A 19,182-nucleotide genomic window follows, 5' to 3' on the forward strand; every position below is an offset into this window, starting at 1 on the left:
ATTTGGACACAACAAAAATTCACGGCCACCATAAGGACAAGAAAATGGAATTCATTATAGGTGCAATTGTTATTTATTTTCTCTATAAACTCGGGGCTGGAAAACCAACATCAAAGTCTTCCGTTCGCACCAACACCAGAAAACCAGTCAAAACATATAGCAACAATAACTATTCAACTAATGCTCGTTCGTCAGTCAATTCTGAGTCTGACAGTGCACGAGATGATGAATTCGCAACATTCACGGTCTACTCAAGTTATGGAAGAGAAGCGGAGAAATCATCTAACACACAAAAAGGTCGTTGGGTTGCAGATGATGAACATCTAACCATTAGTGGAAGACAAATGCCGAGAGGTCTGTTTTATTTCGGTGGGGTGTTGAACTCCCTCTCGGGCTATGGTGTTGAGCCTTCACTCGTCGATGAGAAGCGCCAGGCATTAACTAAATCATTCAAATCCGGCTCAGATTTATACACTGATGAGTCACTCGGTTACTGGCCAAGTTATGCAACCCTTTCAAAAGGTTGCAGAGGGGCCTACCTTGATTTTTTAGCGTCGGACCGTTCTGACCCAACGACACCTGTTGGCTATGTATTCATATACTTTTATGGGTTCGAAAGACGCATTATTGAGAACAAAACAAATAACACGGTCTCAGATCATGAGTTCCTCGGCATATTTGACGAGGTTTTACGCCTTAATAGCGTGTTCAATGCTAACCGTTCTTTCAGGGGATATTCGGCAAACTTTCTGGAGTTGATGACTCTATTAAGGCCGGCTTTACTTGAGCATAGGGCAAAAGATATTCCAGAGACGAACAATGGATTGTCATTCAAAGTTAAGCTGGCAACCGCCATTGCTAATAGCCAACCTGTTAACGCTGATCTGGCACTAGACTGGCTGAAAAACACACTCGAATACTCTCTGAAAACGCCTGCTAGAAGGTGCGAAGACGAGTTCAGGAGACTATTTAAAATAAGGTTTAGAGACAAATTTGGTGACGGAATACTGGTAAAACCCAACAAAACTAAACTCACGCTGTCCTACCATGCTGCAAGCAACGGCATACATAGTGTTGACTTGAATTTAGAAGATTTACCCGATCCCAGCGTACTTAAAGCGCCCCTGAACAAACTCATACCAATCGCTGAGCAATGCACTGAAGAGTTAAATAGCTATAGCCGATACTTAGGCAAAGCCGATACTTCCAAGCATGATATCGCTGCATTAATGCTGTTGCCCAAAGAGCTGGCGAACGAGTCTGGCTCTCCCGTAATTGGTTCTTTCAAGCAATGGGCTGAGCAAATTATTGCTGATCAAAAAGGGCTGACAACTGTTAAAGAATTTTGGTCTCACACTGGTATGCCGTTACCAAAAAACCTCAACAAAAAGGAGATTGATCTGCTTACTAATCTCGCTGCGAAGGCGGATATAGGTATTGCACCAGACCAACGTTTTCACCTGACCAAATTCAAATCTGACGGAAATATCGTATTGTTTTCACTGGGCCATGGAGCGTTCTTTGAGTCTACTCCTGCGTTCCATGAGGTAATGCTTGCCTTAAGACTCGGCGCAATGGTGGCTGCTATTGATGGTGTTATAGCACTTGACGAAGAGCGAGCACTACGAAGAATTATCGAGCATGATGATAAGTTGTCACCAACTGAAAAGAATTCATTATCTGCTTATCTGACGTGGCGCTTAAATAGCCCTGCTAACACAGCGGGATTGAGCGCTAGAATAGAGCAATTAAACGAGACTCAGATTCAGTTCCTAAAGAAATTTATCATATCAATTGCCCTTGCAGACGGTAAGGTAGATGCTCACGAAATAAAACAAATTGAAAAGCTTTACACATCCTTGGGGTTGGATAAATCACTCGTAGCGAGCGATATTCATCACCTGACCACGACCCAAAATGGCCCGCTATCACCGCAGCAAGATATAAGCAAAACCAAAGATGTGTTTCAGTTGGATGAAGACATTTTGGCAATGCATGAGAGTGATACCAGTGACGCAAAATTAATGTTAGAAAGTATTTTTGCAGTGGATGATGAGCCTGAATCAGAGCAAATAATTGCTTCATCCTCTCAGCAAGATAGCCTTGATATGTCTCATAAAGCGTTGTTTGATGAATTGATAACTAAAACGATTTGGCCGCGTAAAGAAGTGCACGAGCTATGTAGCAAATTTAATTTAATGGTTGATGGTGCAATCGAAACTATCAACAATTGGGCGTATGAAAAAGTTGATGCACCGGTGTTAGATGACGATGGTGACATCTATGTTGATCTCGAAATTGTTGAAGAGTTAAAAGGATAAATGATGATTGCTAAGAAAATTAGAGCAAAAGAAAGAGACGCAATTATCCAGTCACTGAAATCAGGTGTGACACCCAAAGTCGGGATCCAACATATTCAGGTGGGCCGGGTTAATGAACTCAAAGCCATGATCCAAGATATTGAACGGATATCCGATGGAGGTTCTGCCTTCAGGCTTATCATTGGGGAATATGGATCTGGTAAAACTTTTTTCTTGAGCGTTGTCAGAGCTATTGCGCTGGAAAGAAAGCTGGTTACCGTAAACGCAGACCTATCACCTGACAGGCGGATCCACGCCTCGGCCGGCCAGGCAAGAAACCTTTATTCAGAGCTGATGCGTAATATGTCTACGCGTAATAAGCCTGACGGTAATGCTCTTACAAGTGTCGTCGAGAAGTTTATTACTGAAGCCCGGATGGAAGCCGATAGCACAGGTAAGAGCATCAATACCGTCATTCATGAAAAGTTAGCGTCTTTATCAGAGCTTGTAGGTGGCTATGATTTTGCCAAGGTTATCGAGGCCTATTGGACCGGTCATGAAGCGGATAACGAGACCCTTAAATCAAATGCAATTAAATGGCTTCGCGCCGAATACTCCACTAAAACCGATGCTCGCAACGACCTCGGTGTAAGAACCATCATCTCTGATGCATCATTTTATGACTCGCTCAAGTTGATGAGTTTGTTTGTTCTACAAGCCGGCTATCAGGGATTATTAGTAAACCTTGACGAGATGGTAAACCTGTACAAACTTAACAACACCACAGCAAGAACATCGAACTACGAACAGATTTTACGTATCCTGAATGACTGTCTTCAAGGAACTGCGGAGCATTTAGGTTTCTTGCTTGGTGGTACTCCCGAATTCCTTCTTGATCCCAGGAAAGGCCTCTATAGCTATGAGGCTTTACAGTCCAGGCTTGCTGGCAACACCTTTGCTAAACAAGCCGGTGTTATCGATTACTCTTCCCCTGCATTACATCTGGCGAGTTTAACACCAGAAGAGCTCTATATCCTGCTGAAGAACTTGCGTCACGTTTACGCTGAAGGTGATGAAAGTAAGTATCTTGTTCCTGATGAATCGTTAAAGGCGTTTCTGAAACACTGTAGCCAAACTATCGGTGATGCATATTTCAGAACGCCCAGAAACACAATTAAGGCATTTTTAGATATGATTGCGGTCATCGATCAGAATCCGAGCATAGCTTGGAATAGCCTCGTCGCGTCTGTATCTATTGAAGAAGAAAAACCTTCTGATGTTGAGCTCGATATCGAAGACACTGAGGATGATCTGGCTGACTTTAAGCTATGAGGGATGACCATGAGAGGCTTGATGTCAGAGTTCAACGTTGGATTTTTCAGCAAGGCTGGTCCGGCCTCAGAGAAATTCAAAGCCTTGCTATTGAGCCTATTTTATCTGCAAAAACGGATGTCTTAATCAGTGCATCAACTGCTGCGGGGAAGACCGAGGCGTTTTTTCTCCCTGCAATAAGTGCTATTGCAGAACAACAGGAAGGGGTTGGTATTCTATATATCAGCCCACTCAAAGCCCTAATAAACGACCAAGACCGGCGTTTGGAAAGCTTATCAGACTTACTTGATATGCCGGTAACACCTTGGCATGGAGATAGTCCACAAAGCAAAAAAAATAGGCTGAAAACCTCTCCTGCTGGTATTGTTTTAATCACCCCTGAGTCACTTGAGTCGCTACTCATTCGTGATGCCGGCTGGGTTAAATCGGCTTTTTCTCATCTAAAATACGTTGTCATTGACGAGTTCCATGCCTTTTTAGGCTCGGAGCGTGGGCACCATTTGCTCTCATTGCTCCACAGGCTTGAACATCTTTTAGGAAGATTAAAGTCCCCCATTCCAAGGGTGGCGTTAAGCGCTACGCTTGGTGAAATAGAGAAAGTCCCTTTGGCTCTGCGCCCAAACCAATCGTTACCGTGCAAAATTATTAGAGACTCAAATTCTGTCTCGACACTTAAAGTCCAGGTCAAAGGCTACATTAATCCTACGCAGGTAGATGTAGAAGATCCCACCAATGCTGAATACAAAATTTGCCAGGATCTCTTAAAATTTTGCCGCGGTGGAAACCACCTTGTCTTTGCCAACAGCCGCAATAGAACGGAAAGCATAGCGGCGACGTTAAGCGACATGTGTGACCAACAATATGTACCGAATGAATTTTTCCCTCACCATGGTTCGCTCTCCAAAGAACTTAGAGAAAGCCTCGAAAAGCGTCTTCAGCAAGAACAATATCCAACAACCGCGGTATGCACCATGACCTTGGAACTCGGTATTGATATAGGGAAAGTGCATTCCGTTATCCAAGTTACTGCCCCTCACTCTGTTTCGAGTCTTCGCCAAAGAATGGGGCGCTCAGGACGCCGAGGTGGCGCCTCAATTCTCAGGATGTTGATTGCTGAAGACGAGCTGACTAAAGATTCAAACCCTATTGATAAGTTGCGTTTAGAGTTAATACAGTCTCTTGCAATGATAAGGCTGCTTATCAGCAGTAAGTGGTATGAGCCGGCCGATACATCGCTCTATCACTTTTCGACACTACTACATCAAATCCTCGCGGTAATTGCACAGTGGGGAGGCGTTAGAGCGGATCAGTTGTACAACCTGCTCTGCAAAGAAGGGCCTTTCCAAAACGTTTCTCCCGCAGACTACAAGGCTGTTCTGCTGCATATGGGAAGCTCAGAATTGATTACTCAGCTTGGTAGTGGAGAGTTAGTGTTAGGCGTGTTAGGTGAACGAATTACTGGGCATTACACATTCTATGCCGTGTTCAAAACCCCAGAAGAATTCAGGATTGTCAGTGGTACCAAAACGCTGGGTACGTTGCCTATCGACTCATTGGTACTCGTTGGCCAGCACATCATTTTTGGCGGAAAAAGGTGGATAGTCAAAGATATCGACAGCGACAAAAAGACTATTTATGTTGAACATGCAAAAGGAGGAAAGCCTCCAAAGTTCGGCGGTAGTGGTATGTCGGTACATGACGTTGTACGCCAGGAGATGTTTAAAATTCTGAGTGATGGCGATTACCGAATAGCTGTTGCTGACCAGCAAATAGACTTTGCTGATGCTAACGCTAGAGGGCTGTTTAGGGAGAGCGTGGCATTTTTTAACGAGGCTGGGCTGCGGCAGAGTTCATTGCTTCAACACGGTAATGACGTATACATCTTTACATGGCGTGGTGACAAAGTCGTCAACACGATAGCAGCACTGCTTATTATTAATGGATACGAAGCTGGTGTATACGCGGGAGTTATCGAAGTCAGCAAAACGTCTTTAAGCGATGTCGAGGATTCGTTACGGTCCCTATCAATCAAAGAGCTCCCCAGCTCAACAGAGCTTGCACACACTGTATTTGAGAAGAAAATAGATAAGTTTGACGAGTTCTTGCCTGAAGAAATTATCTCTCTCGGATATGGTGCGAAGGCGTTTGATATAGTTTGTGCAAAAAACTGGATTAACTGCAACTTTATAAAATGAAAAAGTGAAATTACACGTTAATAGTGCTGTTCAAAGAGAACACAAGCTGCTGCTTAATATCTTCTCTTTATATGCGGCGTCAGGCTATATTGGGCTGTCTGTAAATGAGGTTGAAGGCTGCACAAACCTTATTAACTCTATTAATATCGCACTTAAATAAGATTATAGGGTTTGTAATAACACCCAAGCGGCCAGATACCTGACGGCTTGGGTGTTGCCCCACCCCATACCCTAATTTCATGAAGGCGTTTCGGATAATCAGTCACCCTTTCTCCTAGCTTTAATTCAAAGCCGCATTCATGAATACCAAAATTGCTTCGCGCCGCGAGAGCAAATGGCTCAGCACGGGGCTACCTGATTTTAGGTGCGCAATTTAAGGACTTAATGCCCAACATTGAGCTTAAAGGTGCTCAAACCTATATTGGGTTTGATGATAATACTACCAGGCTGCCGGATACTCAATCACACCGTCAACTGGCACGCCATTATGTAGTAATGCCTGCCTTATAAGAAAAGGAAGCGTTTGGGTGTCACTAGGGTAATTCTTTAAATTATCTTCAGCATAGTTATCAATGAAGCTAATTAGACCTTTTGAATCCAATTGTTCATTAATAACTGAACTCCAGATTGCGTCATCAACATGGTTCTCAATTTCTTGCTTAGAACTTGTAAACTTGATTCGATTCTGATGAACGACTCGATATTTATCTGCACCTTGATGATGGACAACCAACTTATATTCAGGAATTCTTTTAACAATTTTTCCGCTTTTCTCTCGTCTTGGATCACAAAATGCTTGCGCTAATATGACCTTACCTTCCACCCGGTAAAAGGTTTTTTCTAGAGTTTCCGTATTTAAAGACCAGTACACTTTATAAGCATTACGCCTTAATTTATGGCCATAAATACTCAGTAGCGGCAGCAACTGCTCCTCTGAGCCTAGTTTACTACCTCTTTTCCATGCACTTACGATCGATTGCTGTGTACGACATTGTTCAGCAATGTCGAGTTGCGTCCAGCCATCGCTCAACGCCATTTTCACCAGCTCCCGGGTCCACTTAAATGGCTTTTTCTTAGCGTTTTTACCCTTTATTTCTGTGTCCATAGCATCCCTTTAGAATGGGGGCAAAGCCCCCAGTACGCGATTACTTCTTTTTGCCACTATTTTGAGGGTTCTGAGGGTTCATTTGCCAACCTCTGTTCCCCTGATTTTTTGCATATGTGTTGTTAGTACCTGATGTGCCTTTGTTTGCGTTTGGCATATCAGAGTTGTGATTATTTTGCTTAGTCATGGTGTTGCTCCGTGGTTGTGAATGTCAGAGCTAATGCTAACAACGAGGCAAAACTTCACAATTGATACTTCAATGATAAAAATTGATATTTGAAGATAATTTCAAACACCAGAGTCCTACGTCATCTTATTGGCTTCTTCTCGCCATGAAATCTAATGTACTCTGGTACTCCATATACAAACGCCTATAGTCGTTATTTTTATAACGCTTTTGTCTGATTGCTGTTTTCAGTTTCTGAACGTCTTCAACAGGGATGGTTGTAGTGATTATTCCTTCAACATCGGTACAAACATGATCAATAGTTGTTATAAAGTCCTCATCACGCTCTTCAAGTAGTGCCCGCTCAATTCTTATGGCTGCTTCATAAAGCTTAATGCGGTTTTTGCTGCTATAGAGCGGAATATCGTTTTGAAGTGCACGCTTTGATTGCGACAATACGAGCAGATACTCAATAACAAACTCCAAATCTGCAACACTAATTTTGGTCGACGTAGGTTTTGCCATGTAATCCTACCCCAGAGTAAGCGTTAATAATATAACGATTACTCTAGCTGACTATATTATTGCTGTACAGAGCTAGGCCGCTATCAGGGGTCAGCTCACGAAACGGAAAAAATCGTACGCTAAGACCTCTGCAGTGTTCGTAACGATCGGTACTTTCCTTGTTCGACCTGTTTGTCCTGCTGCCAGATATAGTCGCCGGTCAGGTTGATGTGCTCCCAGCCCAAGGGAGAAAGATGCCGCAGAAGCGTCTCGTCGATATCCCGGCCGTCTTCGCGCAGTGCTTGAACCGCCCGCTCCATATAAACCGTATTCCAAAGGATAATAGCGCTGACGACGAGATTGAGTCCGCTTGCACGGTAGCGTTGATTCTCGTAACTGCGATCGCGGAGTTCACCGAGCCGGTTCAGGAAGACGGCACGAGCCAGCGCGTTCTTAGCCTCGCCCTTATTCAAACCAACCTGCACGCGGCGACGCAGTTCGACGTTTTGCATCCAGTCGAGTGCGAATAATGTTCGCTCAATGCGGCCCAGCTCGCGCAATGCGATCGCGAGGCCATTCTGACGCGGATAGCTCCCGAGCTTGCGCAGCATCAGTGATGCGGTGACAGTGCCCTGCTTAATCGATGCCGCCAAACGAAGGATTTCGTCCCAATGCGTCCGAATGTGTTTTACGTTGATGCGACCGCCGATTAGGCCTGCGAGTGTCGGATACTGTTTTGTGTCACCATTTATGTACAGACGACGGTCGGCTAAATCACGAATACGCGGGGCGAAGCGGTACCCAAGCAAGTGCATCAAGGCGAACACATGATCGGTAAAGCCAGCCGTGTCCGTATAGTGCTCCTCTATCCGAAGGTCGGACTCGTGGTACAGCAAACCATCCAGAACATGAGTGGCATCGCGAACAGTGGCGTTAATGACCTTGGAATGAAACGGCGCGTACTGGTCCGAGATATGCGTGTAGAACTGTACGCCCGGCTCCTGACCGTATTTCAAATTTACATGGCCAGCAAATTGACCGCGACCGCCGGCTTTGAAGTTCTGGCCATCCGATGATGACGTGGTGCCATCACCCCAGTATGCGGCGAACGATTGGCGAGAATGAGCGTTGACCAGGCTCCCCAATCCCGCTGAATACGTTTCATCGCGTATGTGCCACGCCTGGAGCCACGTCAGCTTAGCGTAGGTGGTGCCAGGGCAGGACTCAGCCATCTTGGATAGCCCCAGGTTGATCGCATCAGCCAGGATCGTCGTGAGTAGTAGCTGTCGATCCCCAGCGGTTGCGCCGCTTTTGAGGTGAGTGAAGTGTTGCGTGAAGCCCGTCCAGTTATCGACTTCCAACAACAGTTCGGTGATCTTCAAGTGCGGCAACCGACTATAGGCCTGTTGCATCAGCGCTTCCGCCGCATCAGGCACGGCGTTGTCCAATGGCGTGATTCTTAGGCGGCCCGAGGGTGAGATACCTGCATCGGGTAACTGGTCGGCGAAGGCCAGGCGTTCTACGGTGATCAACTCCTGGTCCAGCGTTGCCAATCGCGATTCCAAGTAGTTATCGCAATTCGTTTCAACCGCCAATCCGAGCTTTCGATCTTCACGCTGACCCTCGAACCGTGTCGGCGGCAACAGGTAATCCTCGAAATCCTTAAACTGCCGCGAATCCTGGACCCAGATGTCCCCGGAACGTAGCGCATTTTTGAGCTCGGATAGCACGCACAGTTCATAGAAGCGTCGGTCAATTCCGTCCGGTGTGTACACCAGACTTTCCCAGCGCTTGCGGATAAAGCCAGTCGGGGCGTCATCCGGCACTTTACGAGACTGGTGCTGATTCATGTTCTTTAGCAGCTCGATCCCGGCGTGTAACTCGCGCGCCGCCGGTGCGGCCTTCATATCCAGTGCATCCAGAAGCGTCGGCGTGTAACGCCGCAGCGAGTTGAAGCCACTACCAATTAAAGCGAGGTAATCGAAGTCTTCTGACTGGGCCAGCTTTTCCGCTTCGGTGATGCTTGCACTGAATACCTCCCATGGCATGATCGCCTCAATGGCGGCATACGGATCGCTTCCGGTCTGTTTGGCATCGAGCAGTGCGCGCCCAACACGCGAGTACAGACGTACCTTATTATTAATTTCCTTGCCGGAGCGCTGGAAGCGCTCAGCATGTGTACGCTTGGCCTTGCTGAACAGCGAGCCCATAAAGCGATCATGTAGGTCAATGATCTCGTCAATCAGCGTGGCTCGTGTATCGAGTATGATTGCCACTAGTGTGGCGTAGCGACGGCTCGATTCAAGGTCCCGCAAGTGCTGGGCGGTCATTTGCCCGCCTTCACGGGCGAGCTTCAGCAGACGGTTCTGGTGGATGGTATGTTCAAGCCCAACCGGGAGGTTGAGCTCGCGCACGGTCTGTAATCGTTGGAGGTGGAACAGAATATGTTTGGGCCTCGGTGGTCCGGGAGACTGGCGCAGCCAGACGAGTGCACTACTCGACATATCCTTGCGAATCGCCAGCAACTGCTCGAAGGCGCGGCGATGCTGATTGGTCAATAGCGCGGTTAACGTTTCATACACGAGTCGGGTGCCTCGCGTGAGCGCTTCGCTGCACATGCGTTCGATGACATCCAGCGGCGGCAAAATGATGCGTTGTTGTCTAAGCAACTTGACCAGCGCTTCAGCCAGAACGATGCCGCGATCCGTTTGTTGGGCCAGGTCGACAATGGAGTCAATAAACCGCCGGTAGTCATCGCCGCTGAGCGAAGACAGGTTCAACCAGGCCTGCAATTCGACCAGATGCTCCCGTCGCGTTTCAGGCCTCTTGGCGTAGCGCGGCCAAATCTCAGGCCCAATGCTCAACTGCTGGCCGATGAGCGTTAATAAGGAGGCTGGTGGCTCGGCATTGGTGGGTAGCGCGATACCGGGATAGCGCAGATAACATAACTGGACCGCGAAACCGAATCGGTTGTGCGGGCCACGCCGCTGCCGAATCGCCGACAAGTCCGATTCGGAGAAAGTGTAGTGTTGGATGAGCGTGTCGTCCGTCTCTGGAAACGAGAGCAAGCTATCCCGCTCAGCGGCGGTCAATAGGCGACGGCGGGGCATAGTCAGTCAACCGTTTTCAGGTATTGGTACAGCGTCTCGCGGCTGATGCCGAATTCACGGGCCAGCGCCGCCTTTTGTTCACTGTTTGCAACGCGCTGCCGGAGTTCGACGATCTTTTCGGGAGAGAGGGCTTTCTTGCGACCGCGATACGCTCCACGCTTTCGAGCCAGTGCGATGCCTTCGCGCTGCCGCTCGCGTATCAATGCACGCTCGAACTCGGCAAATGCGCCCATGACGGAAAGCATGAGGTTGGCCATCGGCGACGCTTCGCCGGTGAAAGTCAGGCTTTCTTTGATGAATTCGATGCGGACACCCCGTTGGGTCAACGTGTGGACCAGGCGACGCAGGTCGTCAAGGTTGCGCGCGAGACGGTCCATGCTATGGACGACGACGGTATCGCCTTCGCGGACAAAGGTGATCAGTCGATCCAACTCGGGTCGTTGGGTATCCTTGCCGGACGCTTTGTCCGTGAACACCCGATCAACCGCGACCTGCTCAAGCTGGCGTTCCGGATTTTGATCAAGACTGCTGACTCGGATATAACCGATGCGCTGACCTTTCAAAACCCGCTCCCCCGTCGAAGTGTCAAGAGAACTCTAAGACCCCTCGCAACAAACGTCAACTATTTCTATATACCACCCTATTCTGACGCATGTACCACTCAATGCCTGACGCCTGGTTAGGGTGTAGTCTTAACTGACACCACCTCCCAGGGCCTGATATAAAGCAACACTATCGACTAGGCGTTGTGCCTGGACCGCAACCATATTGATCCGGATTGACTGTGCCTGTTGCTGCGCGATGAGCAGTTGCAGGTAGCTGGCCGCGCCCAGCCGGTATTGCCGCTCGACCGACTGCAAGGAGGCCTGTGCAGCCATATCAGCGGCAGCGAGAGCAGTCAAAGTTTGTGCATCGCTTTCCACCGCGCGCAGGGTGTCGGCGACGTTACGCAAAGACTCCAATACGACGCTCTGGTAATTGGCTACGGCGGCATCAAAAGCGGCGAGCGCCGCTCTTTTTTCAGCGGGTAGCCCTGGATTAAAAAGAGGCTGGGTGAGCTGCGCAACCAGGCCCCACACTGCCGAGCCACCACCGAACAGAGCACCGGTGGTCAGCGCCTGAGAACCAAGGTTGGCGCTCAGGTTGATCTGTGGGTAGAGCTTGGCGACAGCCACACCATAGTCTGCATTGGCCGCATGCAACAGCGCCTCTGACGCCTGGATATCCGGTCGGCGGCGCACCAGTTCTGAGGGCACGACGAGCGGCATCTCGACGGGTAGAGTGAAATCGGCCAGAGTGAAGGCCGGGATGCCACCCGTGCCTGGGGCACGACCGGCTAGCACCGCCAGTAGATGTTCGGTTTGTTGCAGTTGTTTACGCAGCGCAGGCAGTTCTGCCCGCGTTTGCTCCGCCTGAGCTTGTAGGCTCAACGCTTCATCAGGTGAGGCCTGACCGATACGCACGCGTTCATGGGCTAGGCGCAGTTGCTCATCCTGCACGCGCAAAATGGCAGTAGTGGCTTCTAGTTGCGCGGCGAGGCGTGCTCGGGTAATGGCAGCGGTTGCCATGTTGCCGGCAAGGGCCAGGCGCGCAGCATTCAGTTCGAAGCGACGGTAGTCGGCGCGAGCAGCCAAGGCTTCGAGTGCGCGCCGGTTGCCGCCAGCCAGATCGAGGTTGTAATGCACGCCAACGCTGGCGTTGTAGAGGCTGAATTGACGTGCGTCTCCGCTCAACCCTTGGCTACTGGGACTCATTTGCTGGCGCTGAGATCCCAGTGCGACATCTACCTGTGGATATTGCGTCGAGCCCGCCTGTGCGGCAAGAAGCTCCTGCGCCTGTCGCAAATTGGCGCTGATGCTCGCCAGCGTCGGGCTGACATGGAAAGCTTCGTTTATCAGTCCGTCGAGTGCGGATGAACCCAAGCTTTGCCACCATTGCGTTTCGATCGGAAGCCCTTCGACTAGACGTTGTGTTTCGCCGAACTGCGTGGGAGCGGACACGGTTCTATCAGCTACCGGTGTTGCAGTGTAGCGAGCCACATCGGGTGCGGTGGGACGCTGAAAATCAGGGCCGGCGGCGCAGCCGGCCAGACCGGCGGTGACCAGACCAGCTACCAGGTAAGTTGCCGCAAGCCGTCTTTCGAGGCTGATGGGGCGCTGGCATGTTTTAGCGTGCTCCATAAAAATGCTCCACGAAAGGTTTACGGAAAGCTTGGTGGCAGCCCAAGCAGCTTTCCTGCACGTGGGCGAATGATTGGATCACCGCCTTGCCGTCGCTGCTCGCAGCAGCCAGCTTCATGGCCAGCGCCGCCTCGTGAGTCTGCGCGTCAAAGTTTCTGAACTTGGTCGCATCAGCGCCGAGGTAAGCAAGGATGCGCATTTTTTCAGTAAGCGGTGGCTCGGGGTGTGCAGCAACTTTTGGGGCGAGCTGAACGACCTGAACCCATTCCTCCTGCGAAATCGCACCGGTAATAGCCTGCATGTTGCGCCCGAGTTCCTGCATGATCTTGCGTAGCGCCAGTGGCTCAACCTGGGTAGCGTCACCAGCCCAAGCTGGCAACTGAAAACCCCATAAAAGCAGGCAGGCCGTAACGGTCAGGGTGATAGTTCCAAATGCGTGGCTGTGTTTGCGGTGGGTCATGAAATTCTCCTGTAATTCAATCGTTCTCTCATTCGAACTCCCGCCCTTCGCCAGCTTCCTCATGGGTCACGCCGTCGCGGATGTGGTAGATGCGCTTGAATGTGGGGATGATCTTTTCGTCATGGGTGACGACGATGATGGCGGTCTCGAACTTCCGGGCCATGTCGTTGAGGATGCGGATTACAGCCATGGCGCGCTCGGAATCCAGCGGCGCAGTGGGTTCATCGGCCAGGATCACCGGCGGACGATTGACCAGTCCGCGCGCGATGGCGACCCGTTGCTGCTCGCCACCGGAGAGTTGCGAGGGCATTGCGCGAGCTCGGTGTTGCACATCAAGCGCTGTGAGCAATTCCAGTGCCTTCGCGCGCGACTCTCCATTCGCGACGCCTGCAAGCATCGGCAGCAGCGCCACGTTGTCGGTGACATCGAGAAACGGAATCAGGTACGGCGCCTGGAAAACGAAACCGATCTTGTCACGCCGTAAGGCGCGCAGGTCGCGGACTTTCCAGCCATCGGCGTAGATCACTTCATCGCCCAGCGTCATGCGACCGGCGGTCGGATCGATCACCGCACCCAGACACTTGAGCAGCGTGCTCTTGCCGGACCCGGAAGGGCCGATCAGTCCCACCACTTCACCAGGCGCAACATGCATATTCACGTCTCTCAAGGCAAAGACAGCGGTGTCACCATCGCCATACCGCTTGCTTAAACTTTCGATGTGTATCCCTTTGCCACTCATCTCAACCTCCAATGGCTTCGGCCGGATTGACCTTGAGTGCCATGCGAATGGCGACGAGGCTAGCTAGAACGCAGATCACGAGCACGGCAAAAAAACCGGCGACAGAATCCATTGGCGTGAGCAGGACATATTTTGGAAAAGCCGGTGCTGAAAAGGTGGCTGTGATCTTGCCGACCACGAAGCCAATCACGCCCAGGGCGAGCGCCTGCTGCATGATCATCGCGGCGATGGTTCGGTTGCGTGTACCGATGAGCTTCAACACCGCGATCTCACGGATTTTGTCCATCGTCAGCGAATAGATGATGAAGGCAACGATGGCCGCGCTAACGATGGCCAGAATCACAAGGAACATGCCGATCTGCTTGGCCGAGGTGGCGATCAGCTTGCCGACGAGGATGTCTTCCATCTGTGCCCGGGTGTAGACCGTCAAACGCTTCCAGCGCTGGATGGATTCGGCAACCTCGTCCGGCGCATGACCAGGTTTCAGAGTGACCAGCACGGCATTGACGAACGCGTTGCTGCTCTGTGAAGCAATCACGGCATCCAGCAAACCTGGATCACCGGGTCGATTGAAGACCGGGTTGGCTTCGGTGCGACGCCGGCTTTGCCAGATGGCATCGTTGTCCTTGAGGAACTGGGCCTCCTGGGCATCTTTGAGCGGAATGAATACCATCGGGTCGCCGCTGGACGACACCATGCGCCGTGTCAGCCCCACGACGGTGTAATGATTGCGGCGAATGGCAAGACGATCTCCCAGTTTGAAGCCGGTGGCGATGTCGGCCACAGCCTCGTAGTGACCGCGCGTGATCTGGCGTCCAGCGACGAGATAAGGAGGCCATCCGGGTGTAGCCCCCAACGCACCGGGCGCGATGCCGACCACCATGGTGCGTACATCACTCTCGCCCTTGCGTACCTGCATGGTCAGGTAGGTCGCGTTCGCTGCCTGTGAGACTCCCGGCATGGCGAGAATGGCGCGATACACGTCATCGTTGAGGCTGGACGACTCCGCATAAGGACCCAGAGTATCTTTTTGCACCACCCAAAGGTCAGCGCCACTGTTGTCGAGCAACGCCTTGCCGTCGTCCACCATGCCTCGGTACACCCCAGCCATGACTAGGGTGACGCCGATCAGCAGACCCAGACCGATGCCGGTGAAGACGAATTTCCCCCAGGCATGGAGAATGTCGCGGCCGGCCAGGCTGATCATCGTGAAACTCCCGGGATATGCTCGACCACATGGATGCGGCTGCGCGCCGTCAGTGCCTTTTCGCTATAGGTCACAACCTGGTCCCCATTCTTGAGCCCTTCGCGCACCTGCACGTAACCATTGAGGTCGGAAGTGCCGAGCTTGACCGGGGAGAAATGCAGATCACCATCCACGATTTGCCAGACACCAACTTTATCGCCTTCACGCTGGACGGCAGCGTTGGGGATCAGTGGAGCGGCCGGGAGCGCCGGCAAGTCAACCGTGACTTCGGCCAGTTCACCCACTGGTGGCAAAGGTTCTGGTTTGTTATCGAATGTCACCTTGGCAAGCGTTTCCTCGGTTACCGCGTCGGCCTTGGGTTCCACCCGCAGCACGCGACCTTTCAAGGTCTGGCCACCACGCGAACGCAGGACGATATGAGCCGGCAGCCCCCCAGCCAGCCCCGATGCGCTGATCTGGTCGAAGCGCACATTGATCCACAAACTCTTGGGGTCGATCACTTCCACCACGGCCTGGCCCGCGACGATGGTCGTGCCGGGATCGGCATCGCGCACGGCGACTACACCGTCGACCGGCGCGATCAGGCGCAGATTGCTCCGCTGCGCGACGAGTGCTTCGCGGTCGGAGCGTGCCCGGGCAATATCTTCCCGAGCGGCGGATAGGGCGGCATCGGCGATCTGCAGTTCCTGCCGCTTGGTGGTGACGATTTCCTCGCTGGTCGAGCGCACCGCAAACAATTGCTCATAGCGGCGCGCCTGGGTTTGCGCGTAGGCTTGCCGGGCTTCTGCCTCGCGCAAAGCCGCTTCCGCCCGCTTGAATACAGACTCCTGTGAGCGCACCCGATCATCAAGGTCGACCGGCTCCATCTCGCCGAGCACCTGTCCGGCCTTGACCTGGTCGCCTACATGCACCTCCAGGCGTTTGACGCGCCCGGCAAACGTCGGCCCGATCTTGTAGGTGTAGCGCGCCTCCACCGTGCCGATGCCGAACAGCGCCGGTGTGATAGCCCGTGATTCCACGCTTGCCACCGTCACAGCGACCGGGGCGAGCGGCCCTGATCGCAGACCGACATAAATAAAAAGCACCAGCAAAGGAATGATGACGGCAAGCAGTGCCAGGGTGCGGCCTTGCAAGGGTAACTTTTTCATTGCGCACTCCTTATGCCACGCCGATAAATTGCAAAGACGCGCGGCGCATCGCGGTGCATACGTCCCACATCACCCGCTAACAGCGATTGCATGACCAAGCCCTGGATCGTGCCAATGAACAGCGTTGCCGCCGCCTCGTTGTCAAGCGAGGGAGACAACTCGCCGCTGGCCTTGCCTTTCTCGATGAGACGATGCAAACGTTCGCCGTAGCGCTGAATCAAGGTTTGCACCATGCGCTTGGCCGGTGTCGATTCGGCACGCTGAAGCTCACCAAACATCATTCTTGGCACGCCTGGGTGCTCAGCTACGAATTCGATATGACTCATGAACATCGCCTCCATGGCTGCCAAGGGCGACTCGATTCCTTGTGCGGATCGATCGATTCTGGCTAATAGGCGCTCTGCTACCCACTCCATGACCGCCTGCCAAATGGCTTCCTTGTTCGGGAAGTGCCGAAACAGCGCACCCTGGGTCAAGTTCATGTGTTTAGCGATAGCCGCAGTGGTTATCTCGCTTGGGTTTTGCGAACCGGCAAGCGCCACGACGGACTCGACAGTTACGGCACGACGTTCATCGGCCGGCAGATGCTTTGGATGGGTGTCCACGAGCACTCCTTGTAAGATAGTAATTGATTGCTATCTTACCACAAGAGGCAACTCAAACAAGAGAAAACCCGACGTACTCGTCAATATCTAGAGTCTGCAATGGGCTTAACGTGCTTTATTTTCCGTTTTCTGAGACGTCCCCAACTATAATCATTAAAAACTACTTTTCCCCCTCAGGTAAAGGTTACAATCCCTCTCAGAAACTTTCAGAATCGCTCAAAAATGGTGGAATTTTTTCCACCTAAAAACTCAGGTTTTTTCGAAGGTTCAGAATTTTTTGTCGCGAGGCAAAGGTCAAAAATTGAAATTTCGGCGTCGGTATTCTGTGACCAATTTTGTCATTAAACGGTCTCAAAAGTGTCGATTTCGACGCAAAATAAAAAGCCACAACACCGCTTAACCCCTTACCATGCCTAGGTTTAACGATTTACCACCGAACCCGTGACTGCCCTCCGGAGGCAGAGGCCACAGGTTCGACTCCTGTCGGGTGCGCCATGCAATGTTCTCACAGCACTTCCCCCTTCTCAGTCGATTATTTTCCTTGTTTTGCACGTGTTACAGATGTGGCTTTCAAATATGTTAGAAATGCAAAATCGAAATCAATCCAGTTTTCAGCAGTTTCAAACATTTCAAAGTTCAATGTGTTAAAGGTTGCCAGTCTGAGTCTTCAAAATAAGCGGGATACTCATCTAATGACTGAATGATAAGAACAACACCTTGCTTTTGATTATGAGCTGACTTCATTTGCTCTACACCGCGCATTATTTTCGCAAGGAGGATATGGAGCTGAGCGTCTGCCTGCGGTTCTAGTTTGCAGTTTTTGAATATAAAATTTAAATGGTCATTTAAGCTTCGCGCCAATTCTTGATATTGAGTAGTAGAAAACTGATTATTATGAATCGCTTCTAAGTTTATTTCTATTTCACGTTTGAGGCTCGTCATCCCGATGTGCAGACTCTCATCAATAGTCCATCTTTTACCGTGATTCAACGCTAATTCAAGCTTGTGAGTTTGAGCGTCATGCTCATGCTCTTGTGCCTTCACAATTGAAAACTGTAAAGTATTCAAAGCTCCAATAAACGCTACGATATAAAGTATCTTTTTCATATTCATTTCCCGAATAAAACAATTTACGATTTAACCAACATTTGCTCGTATATCGACATCTTATAGTACGCCGCTGAGCAAATACTGTTCTCGATCAATAAGTACATTGGTTTTGTATCTTCATCCAAGCGTATTTGTAGCGTTGTAGTCCTCTGAAAATTCAGCCGAAGGCGAAACTGGAAATGAATACAACGGCAAAGCAGGCCGTCAGCCTGCTTTGCGTCTGCGTGAAGATAGGAATTAGTGCCCCTGGTGCCCCTGGTGCCCCTGCCCTCCAGCAGCGCCATGCACGCCCTCTATATAGTGCATGTAATTGACGTAGTCAGCGACAAAGGCACGCCCCTTATCGCCGCTTTGATCAGCCATGGCCCTTGCACGCTGAGCCTCATGATAACGCTCACGAATACCGTTCTCGATCTTGCGGGTTATATTTGCCACGAGGCGATCAATTTGCCCGTTTTCCAACGCCGCATCCGCCGCCATTAAACCCGGATCAATCTGTCCGGAAGGCTTGATGCCGGTAAAGGGTGCGCCTTCGGAGGCACGATGAACCTCAACGAGCGTCGAGAACAGATGCTGATCGGCAATGTTTTTCGCAGTTTCGCTTTGCCCGCGGACTTGGAGCACATCGGCGAATACCCTTTTGATTTCGGCCTCATCCTTTGCCGGCACCCATTTGAGCAAGGGCTTAACATTGCCTGACTCCAGTGCCGCACGGGCTTCGGTAATCACGGGACCGTCCAGAGCATCACAATGAGCTAGGGCGCTACCGGCAAACATCAGGCTGAAGATTGCTGCGGCCACTGCGGGAACAGCGGTTTTGCGTAATTTGGTTTTCATACATGACCTCTTCATATTGCGTTGAGCTTCACGCGCACCGGGTTTGGTGGCGCTTGGCAATCAGAGTACGGAAGGGAGGCCAAAGAATCGTTCGCAAGTACGAAACCGAACCGATGCCATGGTTTAGAAATAAAAACCTACAATTCAGCTGTTTAGAGGTTTCAGTATCGGGTGAGAGCGTACT

At 50.8% G+C, this 19,182-nt stretch carries 16 protein-coding genes; 3 read left to right on the forward strand and 13 right to left on the reverse strand.

The genetic code is table 11. The features are described from left to right. The first annotated feature begins 44 nt into the window (after positions 1-44). The 3 genes from Q8O77_RS19100 to Q8O77_RS19110 are packed head-to-tail and all read left to right on the forward strand — an operon-like array spanning position 45 to position 5,827. Positions 45-2,321: a TerB N-terminal domain-containing protein gene (locus tag Q8O77_RS19100; protein WP_019677467.1), complete on the forward strand. Its 2,277-nt coding sequence runs from the start codon at positions 45-47 to the stop codon at positions 2,319-2,321. Continuing rightward, positions 2,322-3,632, forward strand: a complete 1,311-nt coding sequence (locus Q8O77_RS19105; protein ID WP_019677468.1) for an ATP-binding protein — start codon at positions 2,322-2,324, stop codon at positions 3,630-3,632. Continuing rightward, a complete protein-coding gene (locus Q8O77_RS19110) occupies positions 3,629-5,827 on the forward strand; it encodes a DEAD/DEAH box helicase (protein WP_019677469.1) in 2,199 nt (732 codons plus the stop codon). Before Q8O77_RS19105 ends, Q8O77_RS19110 begins: the two co-directional genes overlap by 4 nt. A 439-nt stretch (positions 5,828-6,266) precedes the next feature. Here Q8O77_RS19110 and Q8O77_RS19115 read toward each other — a convergent pair whose 3' ends face one another. The 13 genes from Q8O77_RS19115 to Q8O77_RS19175 all read right to left on the reverse strand — a co-directional run bounded on the left by Q8O77_RS19115 (position 6,267) and on the right by Q8O77_RS19175 (position 18,998). Then, the gene (locus tag Q8O77_RS19115) at positions 6,267-6,932 is read right to left on the reverse strand and encodes a hypothetical protein (RefSeq protein WP_019677818.1); all 666 of its coding nucleotides are present in this window, start codon (positions 6,930-6,932) and stop codon (positions 6,267-6,269) included. A 40-nt stretch (positions 6,933-6,972) separates the two neighbouring features. Then, entirely contained in the window at positions 6,973-7,119 is a 147-nt protein-coding gene (locus Q8O77_RS19120; RefSeq protein ID WP_019677819.1) for a hypothetical protein, read from the reverse strand. Between the two features lie 126 nt (positions 7,120-7,245). After that, positions 7,246-7,623, reverse strand: coding sequence for a hypothetical protein (locus tag Q8O77_RS19125; protein WP_019677820.1), 378 nt, complete (start codon positions 7,621-7,623; stop codon positions 7,246-7,248). Between the two features lie 119 nt (positions 7,624-7,742). After that, positions 7,743-10,712: a Tn3 family transposase gene (locus Q8O77_RS19130; protein ID WP_019677821.1), complete on the reverse strand. Its 2,970-nt coding sequence runs from the start codon at positions 10,710-10,712 to the stop codon at positions 7,743-7,745. A gap of 2 nt (positions 10,713-10,714) precedes the next feature. Beyond that, positions 10,715-11,275 carry a recombinase family protein gene (locus Q8O77_RS19135; protein WP_019677822.1) on the reverse strand — a complete coding sequence of 187 codons (561 nt, stop codon included), beginning with the start codon at positions 11,273-11,275 and terminating at the stop codon, positions 10,715-10,717. A gap of 129 nt (positions 11,276-11,404) precedes the next feature. Next, complete coding sequence (locus tag Q8O77_RS19140) at positions 11,405-12,892, reverse strand: efflux transporter outer membrane subunit (protein WP_011784757.1); 1,488 nt, start codon at positions 12,890-12,892, stop codon at positions 11,405-11,407. Further along, positions 12,879-13,352: a cytochrome c gene (locus tag Q8O77_RS19145; protein WP_003056106.1), complete on the reverse strand. Its 474-nt coding sequence runs from the start codon at positions 13,350-13,352 to the stop codon at positions 12,879-12,881. The genes Q8O77_RS19140 and Q8O77_RS19145 overlap by 14 nt, the downstream gene beginning before the upstream one ends. A 28-nt stretch (positions 13,353-13,380) precedes the next feature. Beyond that, a complete protein-coding gene (locus Q8O77_RS19150) occupies positions 13,381-14,091 on the reverse strand; it encodes an ABC transporter ATP-binding protein (protein WP_019677824.1) in 711 nt (236 codons plus the stop codon). Position 14,092: 1 nt separating this feature from the next. After that, entirely contained in the window at positions 14,093-15,298 is a 1,206-nt protein-coding gene (locus tag Q8O77_RS19155; protein ID WP_019677825.1) for an ABC transporter permease, read from the reverse strand. Further along, positions 15,295-16,446 (reverse strand): efflux RND transporter periplasmic adaptor subunit, encoded by a 1,152-nt coding sequence (locus Q8O77_RS19160; protein ID WP_016236501.1) that lies wholly within the window; start codon positions 16,444-16,446, stop codon positions 15,295-15,297. The genes Q8O77_RS19155 and Q8O77_RS19160 overlap by 4 nt, the downstream gene beginning before the upstream one ends. Next, positions 16,443-17,051 (reverse strand): TetR/AcrR family transcriptional regulator, encoded by a 609-nt coding sequence (locus Q8O77_RS19165; protein WP_004393990.1) that lies wholly within the window; start codon positions 17,049-17,051, stop codon positions 16,443-16,445. Before Q8O77_RS19165 ends, Q8O77_RS19160 begins: the two co-directional genes overlap by 4 nt. 636 nt (positions 17,052-17,687) lie before the next feature. Beyond that, positions 17,688-18,158, reverse strand: a complete 471-nt coding sequence (locus tag Q8O77_RS19170) for a hypothetical protein (protein ID WP_019677826.1) — start codon at positions 18,156-18,158, stop codon at positions 17,688-17,690. 240 nt (positions 18,159-18,398) lie between these two features. Further along, positions 18,399-18,998 (reverse strand): DUF6448 family protein, encoded by a 600-nt coding sequence (locus tag Q8O77_RS19175; RefSeq protein ID WP_305557064.1) that lies wholly within the window; start codon positions 18,996-18,998, stop codon positions 18,399-18,401. Positions 18,999-19,182: the final 184 nt, after the last annotated feature.

This window comes from Rheinheimera sp. (assembly GCF_030690345.1).
Classification (GTDB): Bacteria; Pseudomonadota; Gammaproteobacteria; order Enterobacterales; family Alteromonadaceae; genus Alishewanella.

Excerpts from the sequence above, each read along its gene's own strand:
- Q8O77_RS19100 (WP_019677467.1), top strand. The coding sequence starts at position 45 with ATGGAATTCATTATAGGTGCAATTGTTATTTATTTTCTCTATAAACTC.
- Q8O77_RS19105 (WP_019677468.1), top strand. The coding sequence starts at position 2,322 with ATGATGATTGCTAAGAAAATTAGAGCAAAAGAAAGAGACGCAATTATC.
- Q8O77_RS19110 (WP_019677469.1), top strand. The coding sequence starts at position 3,629 with ATGAGGGATGACCATGAGAGGCTTGATGTCAGAGTTCAACGTTGGATT.
- Q8O77_RS19115 (WP_019677818.1), bottom strand. The coding sequence starts at position 6,932 with ATGGACACAGAAATAAAGGGTAAAAACGCTAAGAAAAAGCCATTTAAG.
- Q8O77_RS19120 (WP_019677819.1), bottom strand. The coding sequence starts at position 7,119 with ATGACTAAGCAAAATAATCACAACTCTGATATGCCAAACGCAAACAAA.
- Q8O77_RS19125 (WP_019677820.1), bottom strand. The coding sequence starts at position 7,623 with ATGGCAAAACCTACGTCGACCAAAATTAGTGTTGCAGATTTGGAGTTT.
- Q8O77_RS19130 (WP_019677821.1), bottom strand. The coding sequence starts at position 10,712 with ATGCCCCGCCGTCGCCTATTGACCGCCGCTGAGCGGGATAGCTTGCTC.
- Q8O77_RS19140 (WP_011784757.1), bottom strand. The coding sequence starts at position 12,892 with ATGGAGCACGCTAAAACATGCCAGCGCCCCATCAGCCTCGAAAGACGG.
- Q8O77_RS19145 (WP_003056106.1), bottom strand. The coding sequence starts at position 13,352 with ATGACCCACCGCAAACACAGCCACGCATTTGGAACTATCACCCTGACC.
- Q8O77_RS19150 (WP_019677824.1), bottom strand. The coding sequence starts at position 14,091 with ATGAGTGGCAAAGGGATACACATCGAAAGTTTAAGCAAGCGGTATGGC.
- Q8O77_RS19155 (WP_019677825.1), bottom strand. The coding sequence starts at position 15,298 with ATGATCAGCCTGGCCGGCCGCGACATTCTCCATGCCTGGGGGAAATTC.
- Q8O77_RS19160 (WP_016236501.1), bottom strand. The coding sequence starts at position 16,446 with ATGAAAAAGTTACCCTTGCAAGGCCGCACCCTGGCACTGCTTGCCGTC.
- Q8O77_RS19170 (WP_019677826.1), bottom strand. The coding sequence starts at position 18,158 with ATGAAAAAGATACTTTATATCGTAGCGTTTATTGGAGCTTTGAATACT.
- Q8O77_RS19175 (WP_305557064.1), bottom strand. The coding sequence starts at position 18,998 with ATGAAAACCAAATTACGCAAAACCGCTGTTCCCGCAGTGGCCGCAGCA.